Here is a 20008-nt window from a genome sequence, read left to right as displayed (position 1 = left end):
ATTATTATCTATTAATAATTGTATATGTCTTTTAACTTGTTCTTTAAAAGAAGAGATTTTATAAGTTAAAGGACTTATTTCACAAAATAACTTTCTTTGTTTCATATATAAATACACTCCTAATAGTAATTTTAAAACTATAAAATATATAAATTTTATCATTTCTTATTATATTAAGTATAATGATATCATGGCATTAAATGTAAAAATATACAATTTTATTACAAAAGCAAAGAATAATATCTGGATTATTTATTATACGTCTTGTAATAGCAACTCTTTGAGTTTACCCATCTGATAATTTTTGAGGAGTATTATTTAACTTCTCTTCTATACCTAATTTTTTTGATATACTAATTATTTTTTCTTTACAATCTTTTTTATTAACTTTAGCATACTCTAATGGAATTTTAATATTTTCACATACAGCTCAATTATTTAGCAAAGAAAAATATTTTACTATAAATTCTAAATGTTATATTTCTCTTATGTTTTTATGTAGAAATATAACCTAATTAATTCAATAAATAGTATAATGTGTATAAAGTTTTAGGGAATTAGTTATGTTTAAGTTGAAAAAATAAGAAGTATTTTTTTATTTCAGATTTAAATAATATAATAGGAAAGCACTTTACAGATTATAAATAAAAAGTTTCGTAATATTTTTGAAATGTTTTTCCATAATAATTATATTATTATAATATAGGAATTAAAATGAAATATAGTAAATATTTATTATAATTTTTGAAAATAAATATTTACTTTTAAAAAGTTTAGGAGGAGATAGTTATTGAATGTTTTAAATGGTTATTTTTCAAAATTTGTAAATGTATTATTGAAAATATTTCTAATTCCATTATGTTTTGTTGTAGTAATTAATTCTATTGTAGATATTATTACTACAGGAAATTCTTTTCAATACAGTATATTAGTATTAGCAATATATATTTTATCAGCAGTATTTTTTTATTTTTTATATAAAAAAGGTATTTCTCATAAAAAGTTATTAATTTTAATTTTATTATATGCTGTTATTTTAAGAGTAATTTGGATTATTTTAGTTCCAAGTTATCCTGTATCAGATTTTTTAGGTATGTATGAACGTTCTTTATTAGTATTAAATGGAGATACTTCTATGTTTAAAGGAACAGCTTATTATGCTCGTTTTCCTCATATGACATTAACAGTATTATACTTTACTTTACTTAGATTTTTATTTGGTGAACCATTAATACCTATTAAAATATTTAACTTAGTATTTTCATTAATTTCCGTTTATATGTTTTATTTAATAGTTAAAAATTTATTTAAATCAGAAAAAAAAGCTCTTATGGCTTCTTTTATAGCAGCCATTTTTCCAGCATTTATTAGTTATACTTCTGTAAATTGTAGTGAAAATATTGCTATGCCATTTTTCTTATTAAGTATATATTTCTTCATACAGGTTGCTAATAAATCAAAACCATTATATTATTTAATATTTTCTGGTATATGTTTAAGCATTGGTAATTTATTTAGAATGGTAGCAATTATTATGATTATTGCCTATGTAATTTATTTATTAATATATTTTCAAAAAAACTTAATTAATAAAGGAAAAGGAATAGCTTTAATATTAATTTCCTTTGCTATACCACTTCTATTAGTAAGTTCTACATTAAAAGCATTACATATTACTGAGTATAATCTATGGAAGGGTAGTGAATCTAAATGGACTTCTATTTTAAAGGGAAGCAATATGAATTATGGTGGAGGATGGAATGAAGAAGATGCAAATATACCAAGTAAATATAACCATGAGTATAATGAAGTGGAAAAAGTTTGTAAACAAATTGTTTTTGATAGATTAACTAAAACTCCATTACCTAAAGTTATAGACTTTTATATTGAAAAATATAATACGGAATGGAAAAGTGGGGATTTTGCAGGAACTTATTGGTCTAAAGTATCATTAGAAGAAGATAGCTTTGCATATAAGCTATCTACAGATTTTTATACAGTAGCTAATTTTCTTTACTTTTTATTATTACTAGCCATATGCATAGGCTTGTTTAATAAAAAACAGTATCTAAAAAATTATGCTGTAAATTTAATATACTTAACTTTATTAGGATATATTGCTTTATATCTTATAATAGAAACACAAACTAGATATCCTTTTATATCAAGTTGGATATTTATATTACTTCCTTTTACAATGAATTTTAAAAGAAAATATTAATAATAATACTAAGGAAATAAGAGAGTTCTACTTAAATATAGTTTAACTCTCTTATTTTCTTTATATTTCATCATAAAATATAAAGGAAAAAATCTAAACCAAAGTTAATTTTTAAAATATAATTTAATAATGACTAAAATTCATCATTTAATGTTATTATTTCATATATATTTGGTGCTACTCCATTCCATGAAATTTTTATTTCAAATACATGCTCATAAGCACTAGTTATAAATTCATTTAAGCTATTACTTAATCTTCCTAGGATAACCCATTTTGAGGTGCCTTCTTCATTATTATCAATAACTTTTGCATTTATCAATGCATTTGAAATGGTATTTCCATCTTGAACTATAATTATTTTCTTAATATCTGTTTTTTCTGATAACCTATAAGTTAAATTACCTTGTCTAATTTGTCCATTTTTAGTATTTGGTTTATAGGATGTGGTTAATTGTCCATCTATTAAATTGTTTGGTGAAAATCCTCTTTCTTCAATAGGATTTGAAAGGAATGTTGGGTCATTAACTGCTTGAATATATTCTCCATTATTTATCATAAGTTCATTTATTACTGTCCATCTATAATTATATGATGCAGTAAATAATATTCTTACATATCTTGCTTTTTGATTTAAGTTGGCTCCTTCCACATAAGCACTATCTATTGGTATAATTCCATCTGATTGATTCCCATGCTTGTATCCATTATCAACTGGTTTAGAATCTAAGTCATTAGCTGGGTTTTCAACTCCATCTCCAATAGTAATAGCATCAATCCATGTAGTACCATCTAATGATAATTGTATTTTACCATCTCTTACATGATCTTTTTCAGTATCTAAAACTACATATTTTAAATTATCTACTAGGATTTCTTGTCCTAAATCATAAACAATTGTATCATCTTTTTTAGGAAATCCATTAAATTTAACACTAGTTCTTAAGTCTCCATCTACTGCTTTTTCTGCTCCTGTATCATCCATATATGCACTGATTAATTTTGGTGCTGTAATTTCGCTTGAAAAAACTTCAAACTTATTTAAATCAAATGTAACAGTTGATTTACTATTATTTATAGCTCTTACATATCTTCCATCTTGTAATTCAGAAGAATTTACTATATTACTCCACTGAACCCCATTTAATGAACTTTGTAATAATAATGCTCCTCCATTTATAGTTTCAAAGTTTATTCTACTTAAATCTTTAATACGATCTAACTTAACTCCTATATACTCTCCACTATTTAATTTTAATGATGAAAAAGGCTTTAATTTTGTTAAATTATATGAAAATATAGAATAAATATCTAAATTAGTATTAGTGTATATATTATTTTTATCTCCTCTATTTGCTTCTTCATCACTTATTACTCCTAATTCTGAAAATATAACCCATCTATTAATATTCTCTAAATTAGTAAATCTAATATATATAGCTTCTATTGGAGTTTGGAAACTTTCTTCTATTATATCCTTACCAATTGTATTATTACTATTATCATATTCTTTTACAGTTTTCCAAATTTCATTATCTAATGAGTATTCTAGCTTATATTTTCTCCATTTATCTCCACTTCCATCTCTACCCATTACAAATCTGATTTGGTCTAATTTTGCTACTTTTCCTAAATTTAAACCAATAAATTCTCCCGCTAAGGAAGTATCTCCATTGGCAGTTTTATACCAAACATCAGTACCCTCTTTTCCATCTGTAATATTACTCTCATCTCCTTCATATACTTGCCAAATATCACTTCTTATAAGAGTTGAATTCAGTGCAAGATCTGTATTAGCTTTATTTACATTTATATCTCTAATACCTAACCAAATATTGCTTTTACCTGCTGTTTCTATTAAACGAATTCCCTTTACTTTTAAGCTTAAATTTTCTACTTTAATATTTTGAGGATTTTCATATTCTTTTCCACCTTCTAAATCTAACCACTCTTTTCCATCAATAGTATATTGAATTTTTGCTTTTTGCATTGTATCATTTGGATTTGCATTAGTTCCCATTAAAAATTCAACATTGTTTAATAAGATAGCATTGCTATATTTAATCCCAACATAAGTTCCTCCATCTATTCTATTAGGATTTTTATAAACTATTTCTGTAATAGGATTTTGGTCAAATATATTTTCCTTAATACCACTTGGAGAATCTTCTCTATTAGTTATAAAAGTAGCTGTTATTTTGCTTGGATCTATTATTGAGCTTATAACAACTGAAAGACTTTCTCCTAAAATTTTTATAAGTGGTACTATGTGTTGAACTCCCACCTCTGCATACTGCATATGATCTACATAATGAAACTCATAAGTTTTTGATTTTTCAAAGGAATTTTGACCATTTAAAAAGTTTTTTAAAGCTACATCATTTTTATTACTTTCAATGGCTATAGCAGAATTTAAATAACTTATAACTGCATTTGTTGTATCTTCCCAACAATTTAACCAATATATTATCTGATCTCTAGTTCTAGGGTTTCCAGCATTGTCTTTGTAATAAGCTGCTGCATTTTTAAGATTAGTAAATTCATCTATTAAAGCTTCTGCCTCAAGCTTTATACTAGAACCATTTTCATATTTTTTCTTGAAATCTTTTATTTTTGGAGCAAGTTCTATTGACTCTTCTAGCTTAGTTACACGCCCATCCATATTTTGATTTATCATATGTTTACTTAGTTCTCTTAAAGCCATTGAAGAATTTGTTTCCTCTACAGTTCCATGGTCCATATATTTAAAAGAATCATACCAATTTTTATTTGCTTCCTCTTTATTACCCCATATATTCCAAGCATAATCACTTATTGCAAATAAAGCAGATTTATTTGCTTCTGCTTGTTGCATTGGATTTAACACTATTCCATCTATTTTGCTAGGATCTACCCCTGGATGTAAGAAAGTATCATTTCCACCCATTATAAGATGTTGTTTAGAGTTATCTGAACAAGGCCAGTTAATCCAGTAAAAAGGTGCTCTACCTGGATATCCTTCTGTTGCAATATTATTTATAAAATTATTTGAAAAATTTTCATTAACCTCACCCCAAATTCTTCCTCCAGTCATAACTAAGCTAATATTATCACCAGCTTTATTTAATTCTCTAAGTTGATTTGAGCTTCCATTTCCCATATAGTATGCAGGACAAAACATTAAATGAGTTTTTAAATCTGTATAAACTACTTTTTTTTGCTCTAACCAAGCTGTTAAATCTTTTAAAAGTTTTACATACATACTAGGTCCCTCTGGTGGCACACCAGCATCATCTGCTAAAATAGCAAATTGTCTAACATCAGCATCTAAAAGCTGATTAAATTTTTGTTTTATTATATCTAAATCTTTTTTATAGTTTTCTTCAGTATTAAACCTTATTGCACTATACATAAATGGATGAAGTGCATAAACATATCTGTTCTTTGTTTCATTACCTATTTTCGCTAATTTTTGTATTCCCATTAAATCTTCAGCTGGATATAGTTCTCTCCACTTTTTATTATGATAAATATCATCTTTAGGAGCAAATACATATTGATTTAATTTATAATCTCCACCAAACTTCATAAGTTCCCCTCTATCTTCATTAGACCAAGGATTTCCATAATATCCTTCTATGAATCCTCTACGAGGAACATCTGCATAATCATCAATTCTAAAATTTTGAATTACTTTATTTTCTTCAATTTGATTAAACACATGCTTTAAGGTTGTAACCCCATAAAAAGCACTATCTTCATCTTTGCCTAATACAGCTATTATTCCATCTTTTACACTGATTAAATAAGAATCAATATTATTATCAAAAAAGCTTTTATCATATGAAATATTTATACTAAAGTATTCATTAACTATTCCATTAAATTTATTAATACCCACTAAAAAATTTGTTTTACCAGAAACTATTTCATTAGAAACTGTACTTTCTAAATTTTGAGATTTTAAAACCTGCATAACTCTGTTTTTCGTATACTCATCAACTTCATTATCATATACTACGTTTATATTTTGTCCTAATTGAAACCATCCTCCAGTATATTTTATATTTTGTGGCTTTGGATATATTTCATAGGTCTTTGGAGTTACATTGTCAATAGTTTCATTATTATCCATATCTAAATCAATAACTGCATAATTAATTTGACCATCTGCTCTTCCTCCATGTGGATTAACTCCCTTTAACTTAAAGTTTAAAACATGCTCACCATAATTTAAGATACCACTATCAAATATAGTTATAATTTCTGTTCTAGTTGATGAATAACCATCTACTTCTTTAATATTTCCATTATCAATAGAAATTTCATATATTCCATGTCTAGGATCTTTGATACCCATCAGTTTAATATTACCACCTTTAAATTTTATAGAAAAACTAGAATTTATATCTGTTGCCCACTTTTCTGTAGAATCTCCATACCATGTTCCTATAAAATTAAAATTAAAGAAATCTGTACCTTTTTCAGTTGTATTTATTAGTATTTTTTTATTAGAATCACCAGATGTAATAGAAGTAATTACATTTTTATCTTTTAAAGCAATTAAATCAACTATTTCAAAATCATTAGTTTTTATAAGATAATTTCCAGTTGATACATTTATAAAAACATATAATCCATTTTTATCAGTTGTTGTAACTGCTACTGGAGTTAAATCTTCATTATCTTCTACTCTATATAGAATTACATATGCATCACTAATTTGTAAATTTGTACTATCTTTAATTATTCCTGAAATAATTCCATCTGAAGCTTTTGGATCTACACTTAAATTACTTTTAACTGAAATAATTTCACCACTATTAACAGATACAGGCATTTGAAATTGCATATACCCTAATGCTGAAATTCCTATACTATAATTCCCTAATGGCAACTCTGTAAAAGTATAAATTCCTGAAACATCTGAATAAGTTATGGATATTAAATTTTTTTTATCTTCATCTATTGTATATAATGAAACAATAGCTCCAAGCAATGGATTATTATCATCTTGCACTTTTCCACTTATAATTCCTAATAATGCATTAGGATCATCTAATAAAACAAAATTAAATTCTAAATTTTGTTGAGATGATATAGAAAAATTATTAGCTTGACTAATTAATTTTCCATTAGCTGTAGCTATTAAATTATAGCTGTCACTATATGGAATATCATTCATTAAATATTTTCCATTTTCACCAGTAGTAACATACGTTAATGGATTAAAATTTTCATCCATTAAATTAACAATAGCATTATCTATTGGATTTTTTAATTTATCCACTACACTTCCTGAAATAGTTGTTGATAAATTAAGTTTTTTAGTATTTTTAGTAAGTTTTAAATTCATTTCAATATCTTGTCCTTTTTTATCTATAGATATTTTTGAAGAAATAAAAGGACTATATTTATCTCTTTTCAGATCCATAATATTCTAACTTCCTTTTAAAAAATTCATATATTTTATGGTATTCTTTAAATATTTTTTTGTGAAATTTAAAAGTTCATATTGAAAATTTTAAAATTACTTATTTATTTATGTAATATTTAATTTAAAATAATTAAAAATATAACTATGAAAGGAAGTGTTACTAACTATGAAAAAACACTATACAAAACATATAAAAAATGGGCAAAAAATTGAGAGTTCATTTATAATAAATAAAATTATAAGTAAAAAAGATGGAGATACCGTTGCTTTAATAGGTGATAAAACCGGAGATATAAAAGCTTATTTTAAGGATAAAAATAATATTTGCAAAGTAGGAAATATTATTGTCTTTAAAGGAACTTTTTCTGAAAATTTCAAATGTGAAGTTGTTAAAAAAATCGATTCTTTTGATTTATATGAATACTTACCTTCTGTAGAAAGACCTATTGAAGAAATTATGAATGAATTAGAATCCATAACTAAAAATGAATTTAAAAGTAAAGAAGCTATTGAATTAAATAATTATTTTTTTAAAAACCCTGAATTTCTTTCAAAGTTTAAAAAAGGTATAGGTGGTATTTATCAGCATCATAACTATATAGGAGGATTAGCAGAACATACCCTAAATGTAACTTATCTAGCTAAAATATTATCTTATAGATATGATTGTAGATATAAAGAAATTGCAATATTAAGTGCTAAGTTGCATGATATAGGGAAAATTAAAGAATTATTTTTTGAAGGACCTTTTAAATATACTTTACAAGGAGATATGGAGGGACATATTGTTATAGGCATAAATATGTTAGAAGAAGCTTTCAAAGCAAATCCTACTATTTATAGTGAAGATTTCAAAACTAGAATTAAAGCTTGTGTAGTACAACATCATGGCAAAATAGAATTTGGTTCTCCTAGAGATATGAAAACTGAAGAGGCTTTTATTGTTCATTATTCAGATTATTTAGATGCTACATTAAATAAAATATCTATAATAAAAAAGAATGTTCCTTTAGGTACTTGGAGTGACTATGATCGTAGAATTGAAGGAAAATTATATTTATAAAATATAGTTTAAACAATTAATTATTTATAATTATAAATAAAAATAAGTAACTTATTTAAACTATATATTTTAAAGTTACTTATTTTTTTATATTTAATACGCTTATTTTTAGAATTTTAAATCTTCTTAATTTATTTTTTTTATACTTTTCAATTGAAATGCTGCTATTTTGCCATTTTCAACAGCTATTAAAACATTAGCATCATATTTTCCAGGTGTACGCTTTTCACTAGATACAACATCTGCTATTAAATCCACTAATAATACTACTGTATTATCATTAGAAGTTAAAATTTTAGGGTTAATAGATTCTATAAATTTTATTTCATCATTTATTTTTTTTCTATTATCCACATAAGTAGTTATATTTTCATCATTTATTTTTAATTCTTTTTGAACTTCTGGTGTGAAAATTTCTCTAAGATTAGTTACTTTATCAGATGTAATATTTTTATCTAAAAAATAAAATTCTCCAAATTTATTAGTTAAATCATAGGATTCTTTTTGTACAGGAGTCATACTTTCTACACTAGTAACCTGAATGCTATCAATTTTTTGTTGTTCTTTTCTAGCTTGTACATTTTTAATTATAACCCACCCAACAATTACTGCTATAACTGAAATTGTTACTATTAATTTTTTCTTTTTACTCCACTTTTTCTTTTCTTTGCTTTTTATTTTATTAGTCATAAAATTCTCCTTTTAATATTAAATTCATTATAATTTATCCCTTTTATTGATAAAGTTATTTATTCTTTTGTAAAACTTATATTACTTGCTTGAGGGAAAAGTTGATTATAAAAATTATCAAATCCATCTCCATCTAAAATTACTTTCTCATCATCATTAACATAAAATTTATTCATAGTGTTAACTATTAATTCAAATTTATTTAAATTACTTTCTTCAAGTAAAACATTATAGAGATATGCTAAATGATTTTGCATATAAGTTTGAATAGATTTTACCTCTTCATCTGATAATTTTCCATGTTTATGTAATTCTTTCATTGGCCCATTTCTAAAAATAAAATAAGTTGAAGCTTTTGCTATATTAGCAATATGTTCTTTAGGAATATTATTTGACATTTTTTCACCTCTTTTATAATTAATAATCATTATTTTAAACTAAATTTGCAATTATAACAAGTGTAAGCATTTTAATAAGAAGATAATTTATTTCTTTAAAGTAAAAAAGGTACATTAAAAATTTTTAATGTACCTTTTAATTTTAATATTTAGAATCTTCTATTTGCTAGTTCTAGCATTTATAGCTACTGGTCTTCCATTTTCACCATCTTCACCTATAGCTACAATTTTAAAGCCATATAAAGTATTAGCTTTTAAGTTTTCTACAATATATTCTGTAACTTCTTTAGAAACTCTAGCAATTTCTATACTATCCTTATAAATTATATATTCTTTAACTGCTCCACCTTTAGATGGTGTTTCCCAATCTAATTTTATAGTTGATGAAGTTGTTTCAGTAACTTTTAATCCTTCAGCTTTCCCAGGTTTTTCACTTGGTACAACTACATTCTCTTCAACTTTAATAGTTTTATCAGCTAAGTCAAGCTTATAGCTTGTTCCTTCACCATCAGCAATTTCTCCATTAGTTAATGAAACTATAGTATCTTCAGTAGAAGCCTTAGCTGTTAAAATTACATTTATAAAATCTGTACCAACAGGTAGTCCATTACCGCCTAAAGATGCTGCTAATATTCTAACTTCACCATCTTTAACTAATTTAGATGTAACTAATACATTATCTACTAAACTACTTGTCTCTTTAAAAGTAAATACTTCTGGATCATAAGTTAAAGTGTAGTCTGAAGCATACGGAGATACTCCTTCTTTTAAGCTTTCAATACCTAAGTTTACATTTAAATCTGAATTTACTTTAACTGTGTCATTACCATTAATAGAAACTTTTCCTGTGACTTCTGGTGTTTCAGATTTTACATTTAAAACTAAGCTTAAATTAGTATCTTCTGATAATACAAGTTTTTTACCATAAACATTATATATTTCTAATCCTTCATTAGCTTTAGCAACTAAATCATAAGCACCTTCAGATAATTCAGTTGGTAATGTTCCTTTGAATATAAATTCAGTTGGACTATCTCCTTTTACCATTAAAAATTCTACATCTTTACCATTAAGGTTTACAGTTAATTTTCTATCTCCCATTAAAGATACTGATTGATTAAATTTAACTTTTAAGGAAACTTCCTCACCAGGTAAATATTCTTTTTCTTCAACTAATTTAACACTTTCAATCTTAGCCGCTTCTGCTTGTTCAGTTGGATTATATTTAATATAGTCTACATTCATTTCTGTATAAGACATCTCTTCTGTAGGAGTTCCTTCATAGAATAATCCTATCTTACCATCTGGTAATTCTGTTAAACAAGAATATGCATAATAGCCTGGTTTTACTACTTTATTATATTTCCAATCAAAAGTATATCTAGTCTCTCCATTTTCATAAGTTCCATTTTCATTAATTAATCCTATTTTTACTGATCCATTAGATCTACTTCCCGCATCAGGGTTAGCAAATATTACAGCATCTTTACCATCAATTTTTCCACTATAATTCATAACACTTAATTGACAATAAGGTTCTCTTAAAGCAGTATCCTCTTCTACATCTTCATGCCAAGTTTCTCCTCCATCAAAACTTGTAGAGATTCTTACATAACTTCCTGTATTTCTCATAAACATTTTTAATTGACCATTAGGCATCTCCACTACTTGACATTCTGTTAATTGGTTACCACTTGTAATAGTATCTGAATCTTGATCATGACCATTTCTACTATCATTTGGTGATTCTCCTCTATGCCATGTTTCTCCCTTATCATCACTATATACTACAGCACTTGATTGGAAACCTGAAGCGTTTGTATAATAAATAGGGAATATTATTCTTCCAGCATGTGCACCATTCTTTATTTGAATTCCTCTTCCTGGACCTGTTCCCATGAATTTCATCCAATCTTCTTTAGTTTCTGGATTTAAATCTTTAGGTTTACTCCAAGTTTTACCGTCATCATCACTATATATTAAAGCTAAATAACTTGTACCAAATACTTTTAATGGACTAGTTTTAGTTAAAACATTATCAACTTTCTCTCCATTTTCAAATAAGTTTTTATCTTCATCTACAGTGTAGTTTGTAATATTACCATCTTTATCATAAACTTTGCCTTCTTCTCTTATAGTAAGCTCATTTCCAGAAGCATCATATAAACATAAATATTTAACACCATCAATTTCTTTATATCCTGTTCCTTTTTTAGCTTGTGGGAATCCATAGCCCTCTGAGAAATGTGTTACAAGTAAGAAAATTCTACCTGTTTCTTCATCTTGAATCATACTAGTATCTATAGCAGAAGCAGCAGCTGGAAAATCTAAAATTATTTTTCCCTCTTCCCAATCTTTTCCTAATTCTTTTCTTCTAATTGCACTATCAATATTATTTGGTGAATCTCCACCATGAGTTATTCTAGCATCTATTGAAGCTAATACAGTTCCAGCTTGAGTAGTATATAATGCTGGTATTCTATAATTATTTGAATTTAAATCACCAGGAGAAAATAAATCTATTGGTTCACTTTTATAAGCTCCATCCGGTAAGAAATCATCCTCATTTGGTTTTGATGTTTCTGAAGTTTCTTTTAATAAATAATTATCTGATAAAGGATCAGCATATATATCAATATAATCTATATCACCATTAAAATTGTACTCGTTTCCAGAGTTTCTGTCAGTTTTACCTATAAATGCTGCATTTAATCCTTGAATATCATCTAAAAATTTAGCATCATTATTTGAAGTTTCCTTAACTAATGATCCATTAAGATAAATTTTATATCCTAAATCCTTATCTATTTTTAAAGCTAATGTATTAAATCCTTTATTAAGAGCTACATCAGCATACTCATGAGCTAGGTTAGTAGTTCCATCTGGAGTATTTCCTTCTTGCGTTTGGTTTCTAACTTCAAAGCCAACTCTTCCTTCATTTACATACAATGAAAAATATCCATTATTAGTTTTATTATTACTTATTCCTAATAAAGTTTGAATTCCATCTCCATCTAATCTAAATCTAGTAACAATAGTTCCCTCTTCTAAGTTTTTTAAACTATCTATATGAGAAGAAATATCTTGTGCACTATTATTGTTTACTAATCTAATATTATCATTAGAAGCTAATGGAGTAGATTCGCCTACCATTTCGTAAACATTTACTTCGGCAACAGAAGCCCATCCACCAATTCCTTGAAGAGCAGTTATTTTAATTGCTTCTGCTTCAACTGGTGTATCTAATGATACAATTTTACTACTAGAATTATTTTCCCATTTTCCTTTAGAAATTAAAGTTTCTTCCTCTCCATTTACTGCATATATTTCATAGTTTGTTATTCTACCATTATCTGTAGAATCTTTTCTAGGCTCAACTTTTAAACTGCTTATATTTCTAGTTTTTCCTAAATCAATAGTTAAACTTTGAGGTAAAGCAGCTGAACCATTCCATGGAGTGTGCCATAACGTATCAACGTTTCCATCAATAGCAGCACTTGCTGGGTCAGCACTTTCTTCTGAAGTTGCAGTTGCAGTCATTTCTGACCTAGGAACTTCATTTTCTATATATGCCTTTCCTTTAACTTTATTTAAATTCATTTCACTTTTTGAACTAATCTCACTATAGATAGCGTTTTTAATCTCATTTGTAGCTTTTACAGACATTGCTGGTGTAACACAATTGTAAATTAATGCCGCTGCAGTAATATATGCAGCTAATTTTTTATACTTCATAAAAACCCCCATAAATTAAAATAATTGTTATTTTATTATACTAATTCTATTTTTTTGTTAAAATTCCTTCTTTTTCTAGTAAAATAAATAAAAATTTTATTTATTTTTAAAAAAATAAAATTTTTTGTTGAATTAAAGTAGTTTTTATAATTAATTATTTAAAATAAAAAAAGAATCTATATATTTTAAATATAAATTCTTTTTTTATTAAAAAAATTATTCTTTTAATGTTCTCATATTTATTGAAACAGGTCTGCCTTTTTTATTATTTTCCCCAATAGCTAAAATTTTAAAACCATAAAGAGTATTACTTTTTAAGTCTTCTATATTAAATTCAGTTATTTCACCATTAACTCTAGTTAATTCTACTCCATCTTTATATAAAACATATTCCCTTATGTTTTCAGATGTTAATGGTTTATCCCATTTAAGTTTTAAAGATTTATTTGTAATATTTATAGCTTTTAAATTTTCTACTTTTCCTGGAGTTATATCTTTATCTGAATTTTCAATTTGAATCTTATCTTCTAAAACTATATCATTAGATATAGTTGACAATTTATTATAAATATTATATATATTTGTATTTTTATTGGCTTTTACTGTAATATCATACTGTCCATTTTTTATATTTTCTGGGATTTTTCCAGTAAACACATATTCTTTTGCACTTTCTGACGGTAACATAGTAAATGAACTTAGTTCATTGCCTATTGAAACATTTAAAGTTCTATCACCTATAATACTTACTGCTTGATCAAAAATAACTTTTAAAGAAATATCATCTCCAGCACTATAACTTTTATCATTTAAAACTTTTATAGATTTTACTTTAGCTGCTGGTGCTTGTTCATCAGGATTATACTTTATATATTCTGTATTCATAGAAGTAAAGGACATTTCTCTATTATCTGTTCCTTCATAGAACAAACCAATTTTACCATCTGAAAGTTCTGTCAAAGAAGAATAAGCATAATATCCTGGTTTTATTAATTTATTATATTTCCATTCAAAATCATATTTAGGTTCACCATTTTCATAGGTTCCTACTTCATTTATTAAACCTATTTTTACTGCTCCATTAGCTCTGCTTGTAGCATCTGGATTAGAAAATATAAGGGCATCTTTTCCATCTACTTTTTTGCTATAATTTATAACACTTAATTGACAATAAGGTTCTCTTAAATCTTTATCCAATTCTACATGTTCATCCCAAGTTTCACCACCATCAAAACTAGTTGCTATCCTAGTATAACCATTTCGATTTCTCATAAATAATTTTAGTTGACCATTAGGCATCTCCACTACTTGTGATTCAGTTAATTCATAAGCATTATTATTTAAAGACTCTGCACTTAATACTGTATTTCCTTCTATTCTTCCATCATTAGGTGATTCACCTAAATTCCAAGTTTCACCACCATCATCACTATAAATAACAGCACTATTTTGTTTTTTATTTAAATTTAATGAATAAACTGGAAATACTAATCTTCCTTTATGATCACCATTTTTTATTTGATGTCCAACTCCTGGTCCTGTTCCTAGGAAGCTCATCCATTCCTTTTTAAATTGCCCGGATATTATTTTAGGCTCACTCCAAGTCTGTCCATCATCATCACTATGAATAAGAGCTAAATAAGAAGTACCAAATGCTTTAAATTTACTAGTTTTAGCAAAAGTATTTCCTATTTTAACTCCATTTTCATAAAGATTATTCTGAGCATCTACAGTATAAACAGTAGCATTTCCATCCTTATCTATAATTTTACCATCTGGTTTAGCATAAAATTCAATATTATTTTCATCTAATAAAATCATACATCTTTCACCATTTATAGTTTTAAATCCACTACCATGTTTAGCTTGAAATGCTCCATATCCATCTGGAAAAGCATCTACAAGTAAAAATATTCTACCTGTTTCTTTATCTTGTAATAAGGACGAATCTATTGTTGATGCCTTATCAGGATAATTTATCACTACTTGTCCTTCATCCCAAGTCATTCCTCCATCTACACTTCTTTTTACTGCAGTATCAATATTATTAGGTGAATCATGTCCTCCTCCTACTCTTACATCAATTCCAGATAAAAGTGTTCCTTTTAATGTAGTTATAATTGAAGGGATTCTAAAATTATTAGACCCTAATTCTCCTGGTTTAAATACATCAATAACATCACTTTTATATACACCTTCTGGTAAATTTTCATCTACAGATGGTTTTGCTGTTTCCCCAGTTATTTTTAAAATATAATTATCTGATAAAGGTTCTTTGTAAATATTTACAAAATCAATGTTTCCTTTATATAAATACTCATTTCCAGAATTTCTTTTCACTTTTCCTAGAAAAGCGCTATTTAGCCCTGTAATATCATCTAAAAATTTAGCATTATTATCTGCAAATGTTTTAACAATTTTTCCATTTAAATAAAGAGTATATCCTTCATTTTTATTTACTTTAAGTGCTAATGTATTAATACCTTTATTTAAAGAAACATCAGCATAAACATGTGCAAGATTAGTTGTTCCATTTGGAGTATTACCTTCTTCAGTTTGATTTCTAACTTCCATGCCTATTCTTGAACCAGTAGTGTATAAATGAAAGTGACCATTATTAGTTTTATTATTACTAATTCCTAATATACTATGAACTGAGGAAATATCATTTGAATTAAATCTTGCTATAATGGTTCCCTCTTCTAAATTTTTTAAAGCATCTATATCATTGCTAATATCTACTTCATCCCCATTATTCTTTATTACAGTATTTCCATATGATTTAATAGGTGCAGTTTCTTTACTTTTTTCATACACATTTACTTCTGCAATGGAAGCCCATCCTCCAACTCCTTCAAGAGCAGTTATTTTTATGGCATCTGCTTCAACACTATTTTCAAAGGATATAACATTTCTTTTAGACTCTTGCTCCCAACGTCCACTTTTAATTAAAGTTTCCTTTCCATTATTTATTGCATAAATTTCATATTTAGTAATAATTCCATTGGATTCTGTAGCTCTTGGATTAACAACAATAGAGCTAATATTTCTTTTATTGCCTAAATTTATAGTTAAACTTTGAGGTAATTTTGCTAAGCCATTCCAAGGTGTATGCCACATTGTATTTATATTTCCATCAATAGCAGAGCTAGCAGGATCTCTTGATTCTTGTGATGTGGCAACTGCTGTTAATTCACTTTGAGGAATTTTTTCTTCTACAATAGCAATTTTTTCACTTAAATTAGTAACTTTTTCATTTTTTGTATTGGATAAAGCGTTTACATTTACTGCAGATAAACTACTTCCATAAAAAATTACGGCTGCAGTTAATATAGCTGTTACTTTTTTACAATTCATAATAAACCTCCACATAAACTTAAATTTAAAATATAATTTATTTTAATCTATAGTAATAATATTCTATATTTTATTTTTATTTCCTTTATAATTTTACATTTTTAAGAAATATATAACTTTAAAGAAAAAAATTACATTATTAATTATATTTTAATAATGTAATTTCATATTTTTTAATTTATATATTATTATTTTCTATTTTTCCTATATCAGTTCTAAAATATTTCTTTGTGAAATTTATAAATTTAATCTTTGAATAAGCTTCTTTTACAGAATCTTCAAGATATTTACCTGTTCCTATTACAGATAAAACTCTTCCACCAGATGTTATTAATTTTTTATTAGAATCTAAAATTCCACCAGCAATATATATGCTGTCTTTTACTGAATCATCAATATTAATATTAAATCCTTTTTCAAAAACTCCTGGATATCCTGAAGAGGCAAGTACCACATTACAACAATACCCTTCTTTCCACTTAATTTTAAAATTATTTAATGTATTATCAAAAGAACTTTCTATTAACTCTAATAAATCACTATCCATTAAAGCTAGTACGGATTGTGTTTCAGGATCTCCCATTCTAACATTATATTCCAAAAGATAAGTGCCTTTATTAGTTATCATTAGTCCAAAGAAAATAATACCTTTAAAATTTAAATTTTCTTCTTTTATTCCTATAAGGGTTCTGTTCATTATATTTTCTTCAAAGTCCTTTAAATGTAAATCTGTTACATAAGGGTTAGGAGCAATTACCCCCATTCCTCCAGTATTAGGTCCTTTATCTCCATCAAGTATTTGTTTATGATCTTTAGCTGAAATAAATGATTTAATTACATTACCATCAGTTATGGAAAGTATAGAAGCTTCAAAGCCTGTAAGAAACTCTTCAATTACTATTCTACTTCCAGCACCATTGAAAATATCTTCTACCATAATATCTTTAATAGCATTATTAGCCTCTTCTAATGTTTCACAAATATAAACTCCTTTACCAGCTGCTAATCCATCTGCTTTTATAACTAACGGAAATTCTTCAGTTCTCACATAATTTAAGGCTTTTTCCGCATTTTCAAACACTTGGTATTTAGCAGTTTTAACCCCATATTTTTTCATAAAATCTTTTGAAAAACTTTTACTACCTTCAAGTTTAGCTGCTTCTTTATGAGGTCCAAAAATTTTTAATTCTTCTTCATTAAAAGCATCAACAATACCTTCAATTAATAGTTGCTCTGGTCCCACAATAGTTAAATCTATACTATTATTTTTAGCAAAATTAATTAATTCTTTTATGCTTATTAAATTAATATTTTCACATTTATTTTCTAATGCAGTTCCACCATTGCCTGGTGCACAAAATATTTTAGATACTTTTTTACTCATAGATAATTTTCTAGCTATAGCATGTTCTCTTCCACCTGACCCTATTAGTAAAATATTCATTCCTTCAACTCCTCTTATGCAATAATAATTTTTAATGTTTAAAATGCCTAATACCTGTTAATACCATACTTATACCATGTTTATTACAGGCTTCTATGGACTCATTATCTCTTATAGATCCACCAGGTTGAATAATAGCATTTATATTATATTTAGCCGCTTCTTCAACGCAGTCATTAAATGGGAAGAAGGCATCTGAAGCTAATATTGTTGCTCCTTTTCCTCTTTCTAAAGCTTCACAGGTAGCCCATATTCTATTAACTTGTCCACCACCAATACCAATAGCTTTTTTATCATTAGCCACTACTATAGCATTAGATTTTACATATTTTACAACTTTCATTGCAAAAATCATATTTTCTAATTCTTCCTTTGTGGGTTGTCTTTCTGTAACAATTTTCAATTCATCTATTAACTTTTTATCCTCTTCTTGAACTAATATTCCTCCATCAACAGATACTGTAAAATTTTTAGATGAGGGCTTGTTATTACATTTTATAACCCTTAAATTCTTTTTGCTTTTTAACAATTCCAATGCATCATCATCAAACTCTGGAGCTGCTACTACCTCTAAGAAAATCTTAATCATTTCTTCTGCTGTTTCTCTATCAACTTTCTTATTAATAGCTACTATACCTCCAAAAATTGAAACTGGATCACATTCATAAGCTTTTTTGTAGCTTTCAAATACAGTTTCTCCTATAGCAACACCACAAGGAGTATTATGTTTTAACGCACAACAAGCAATTTCATCTTCAAATTCACAAACTACCTTCCAAGCAATATCTAAATCTTTAATATTGTTATAAGACAATTCTTTACCATTTAAAACCTGAAAAGTATTCATTGCACCTTCAAATTCTGTAGCACCATAATAAGCAGCTTTTTGATGAGGATTTTCACCATATCTTAGATCTTGTAATTTTTTATAAGAAATAGATAGATATTCTGGATATTCTTCATCAAGAAGGAAATTAGATATAGCACTATCATAAGCACTCATAAGATTAAATACTTTTCCTGCTAATTTTTTTCTAGTATTAAATTGTACATCTCCAAATTCTTTCATTTCATTTATAATATTTGAATAATCATTTATATTACTTATTACTACAACATCCTTAAAATTCTTTGCTGCAGCTCTTAGCATAGTAGGTCCACCAATATCTATAAATTCTACTTTTTCATCAAAGGATAAATTTTCTTTTACTTTTTGGAAAAAAGGATATAAATTAACTATTACCATATCTATAAGGCCTATGTTTCTATTTTTTAATGTTTTTATATGATCTTCATTATCTCTTATAGCTAATATTCCACCATGTATTATTGGATGTAGTGTTTTAACCCTTCCATCTAACATTTCATCTGAATTAGTTATTTCACTGATTTCCGTAACTTCAATTAAATTTTCTTTTAAATATTTATAAGTTCCTCCAGATGATACTATTTCAATATTATTATCTCTTAAAAATTTAGCTAACTCTAAAACTCCAGTTTTATCATAAACACTAATTAAAGCTCTTTTTATCATAACTTTCCCCCTAAAATTAAATTGTTAGTGTAAAGTTTCTACACTACTTTTCTTTTTAAAATCTTTATATATCAAGGTTTCGAAAGTTTTTTTGCATAAAAAAACAACGACCCCCTAATTTCATGTTAAAATTGAATCTCAAAACCACAA

The 20008-nt window shown here is 26.4% G+C and carries 9 protein-coding genes; 2 read left to right on the top strand and 7 right to left on the bottom strand.

The features are described 5' to 3' along the window. Nucleotides 1–790: 790 nt before the first annotated feature. On the top strand, nt 791–2221 hold the full coding sequence (locus tag GBZ86_RS04395; RefSeq protein WP_152888120.1) for a glycosyltransferase family 39 protein: 1431 nt from the start codon (nt 791–793) through the stop codon (nt 2219–2221). Nucleotides 2222–2354: 133 nt separating this feature from the next. Here GBZ86_RS04395 and GBZ86_RS04390 read toward each other — a convergent pair whose 3' ends face one another. Further along, a complete protein-coding gene (locus GBZ86_RS04390; RefSeq protein ID WP_152888118.1) occupies nt 2355–7634 on the bottom strand; it encodes a beta-N-acetylglucosaminidase domain-containing protein in 5280 nt (1759 codons plus the stop codon). 169 nt (nt 7635–7803) lie between these two features. Between GBZ86_RS04390 and GBZ86_RS04385 the strand changes: the two genes are divergently transcribed. Continuing rightward, the gene (locus GBZ86_RS04385; protein ID WP_152888116.1) at nt 7804–8700 is read left to right on the top strand and encodes an HD domain-containing protein; all 897 of its coding nucleotides are present in this window, start codon (nt 7804–7806) and stop codon (nt 8698–8700) included. A gap of 126 nt (nt 8701–8826) precedes the next feature. On the opposite strand, the gene GBZ86_RS04380 is transcribed toward GBZ86_RS04385, so the two are convergent. From GBZ86_RS04380 to purH, 6 genes are all read right to left on the bottom strand, one after another. Then, the gene (locus tag GBZ86_RS04380) at nt 8827–9390 is read right to left on the bottom strand and encodes a hypothetical protein (protein ID WP_152888114.1); all 564 of its coding nucleotides are present in this window, start codon (nt 9388–9390) and stop codon (nt 8827–8829) included. 59 nt (nt 9391–9449) lie between these two features. Then, nucleotides 9450–9788: a hypothetical protein gene (locus GBZ86_RS04375; protein ID WP_152888112.1), complete on the bottom strand. Its 339-nt coding sequence runs from the start codon at nt 9786–9788 to the stop codon at nt 9450–9452. A gap of 159 nt (nt 9789–9947) precedes the next feature. Then, nucleotides 9948–13523, bottom strand: coding sequence for a sialidase domain-containing protein (locus tag GBZ86_RS18635; protein WP_170272155.1), 3576 nt, complete (start codon nt 13521–13523; stop codon nt 9948–9950). 216 nt (nt 13524–13739) lie between these two features. Further along, nucleotides 13740–16880, bottom strand: coding sequence for a sialidase domain-containing protein (locus GBZ86_RS04365; protein WP_152888108.1), 3141 nt, complete (start codon nt 16878–16880; stop codon nt 13740–13742). A 178-nt stretch (nt 16881–17058) separates the two neighbouring features. Beyond that, nucleotides 17059–18324, bottom strand: coding sequence for a phosphoribosylamine--glycine ligase (gene purD / locus GBZ86_RS04360; RefSeq protein WP_152888106.1), 1266 nt, complete (start codon nt 18322–18324; stop codon nt 17059–17061). Between the two features lie 31 nt (nt 18325–18355). After that, a complete protein-coding gene (gene purH, locus GBZ86_RS04355) occupies nt 18356–19858 on the bottom strand; it encodes a bifunctional phosphoribosylaminoimidazolecarboxamide formyltransferase/IMP cyclohydrolase (protein WP_152888104.1) in 1503 nt (500 codons plus the stop codon). Nucleotides 19859–20008: the final 150 nt, after the last annotated feature.

Source organism: Clostridium tarantellae, from assembly GCF_009295725.1.
Classification (GTDB): domain Bacteria; phylum Bacillota; class Clostridia; order Clostridiales; family Clostridiaceae; genus Sarcina; species Sarcina tarantellae.
The sequence above is the reverse complement of the archived record's forward strand: the minus strand, read 5'-3'. Positions and strand labels throughout refer to the sequence as shown.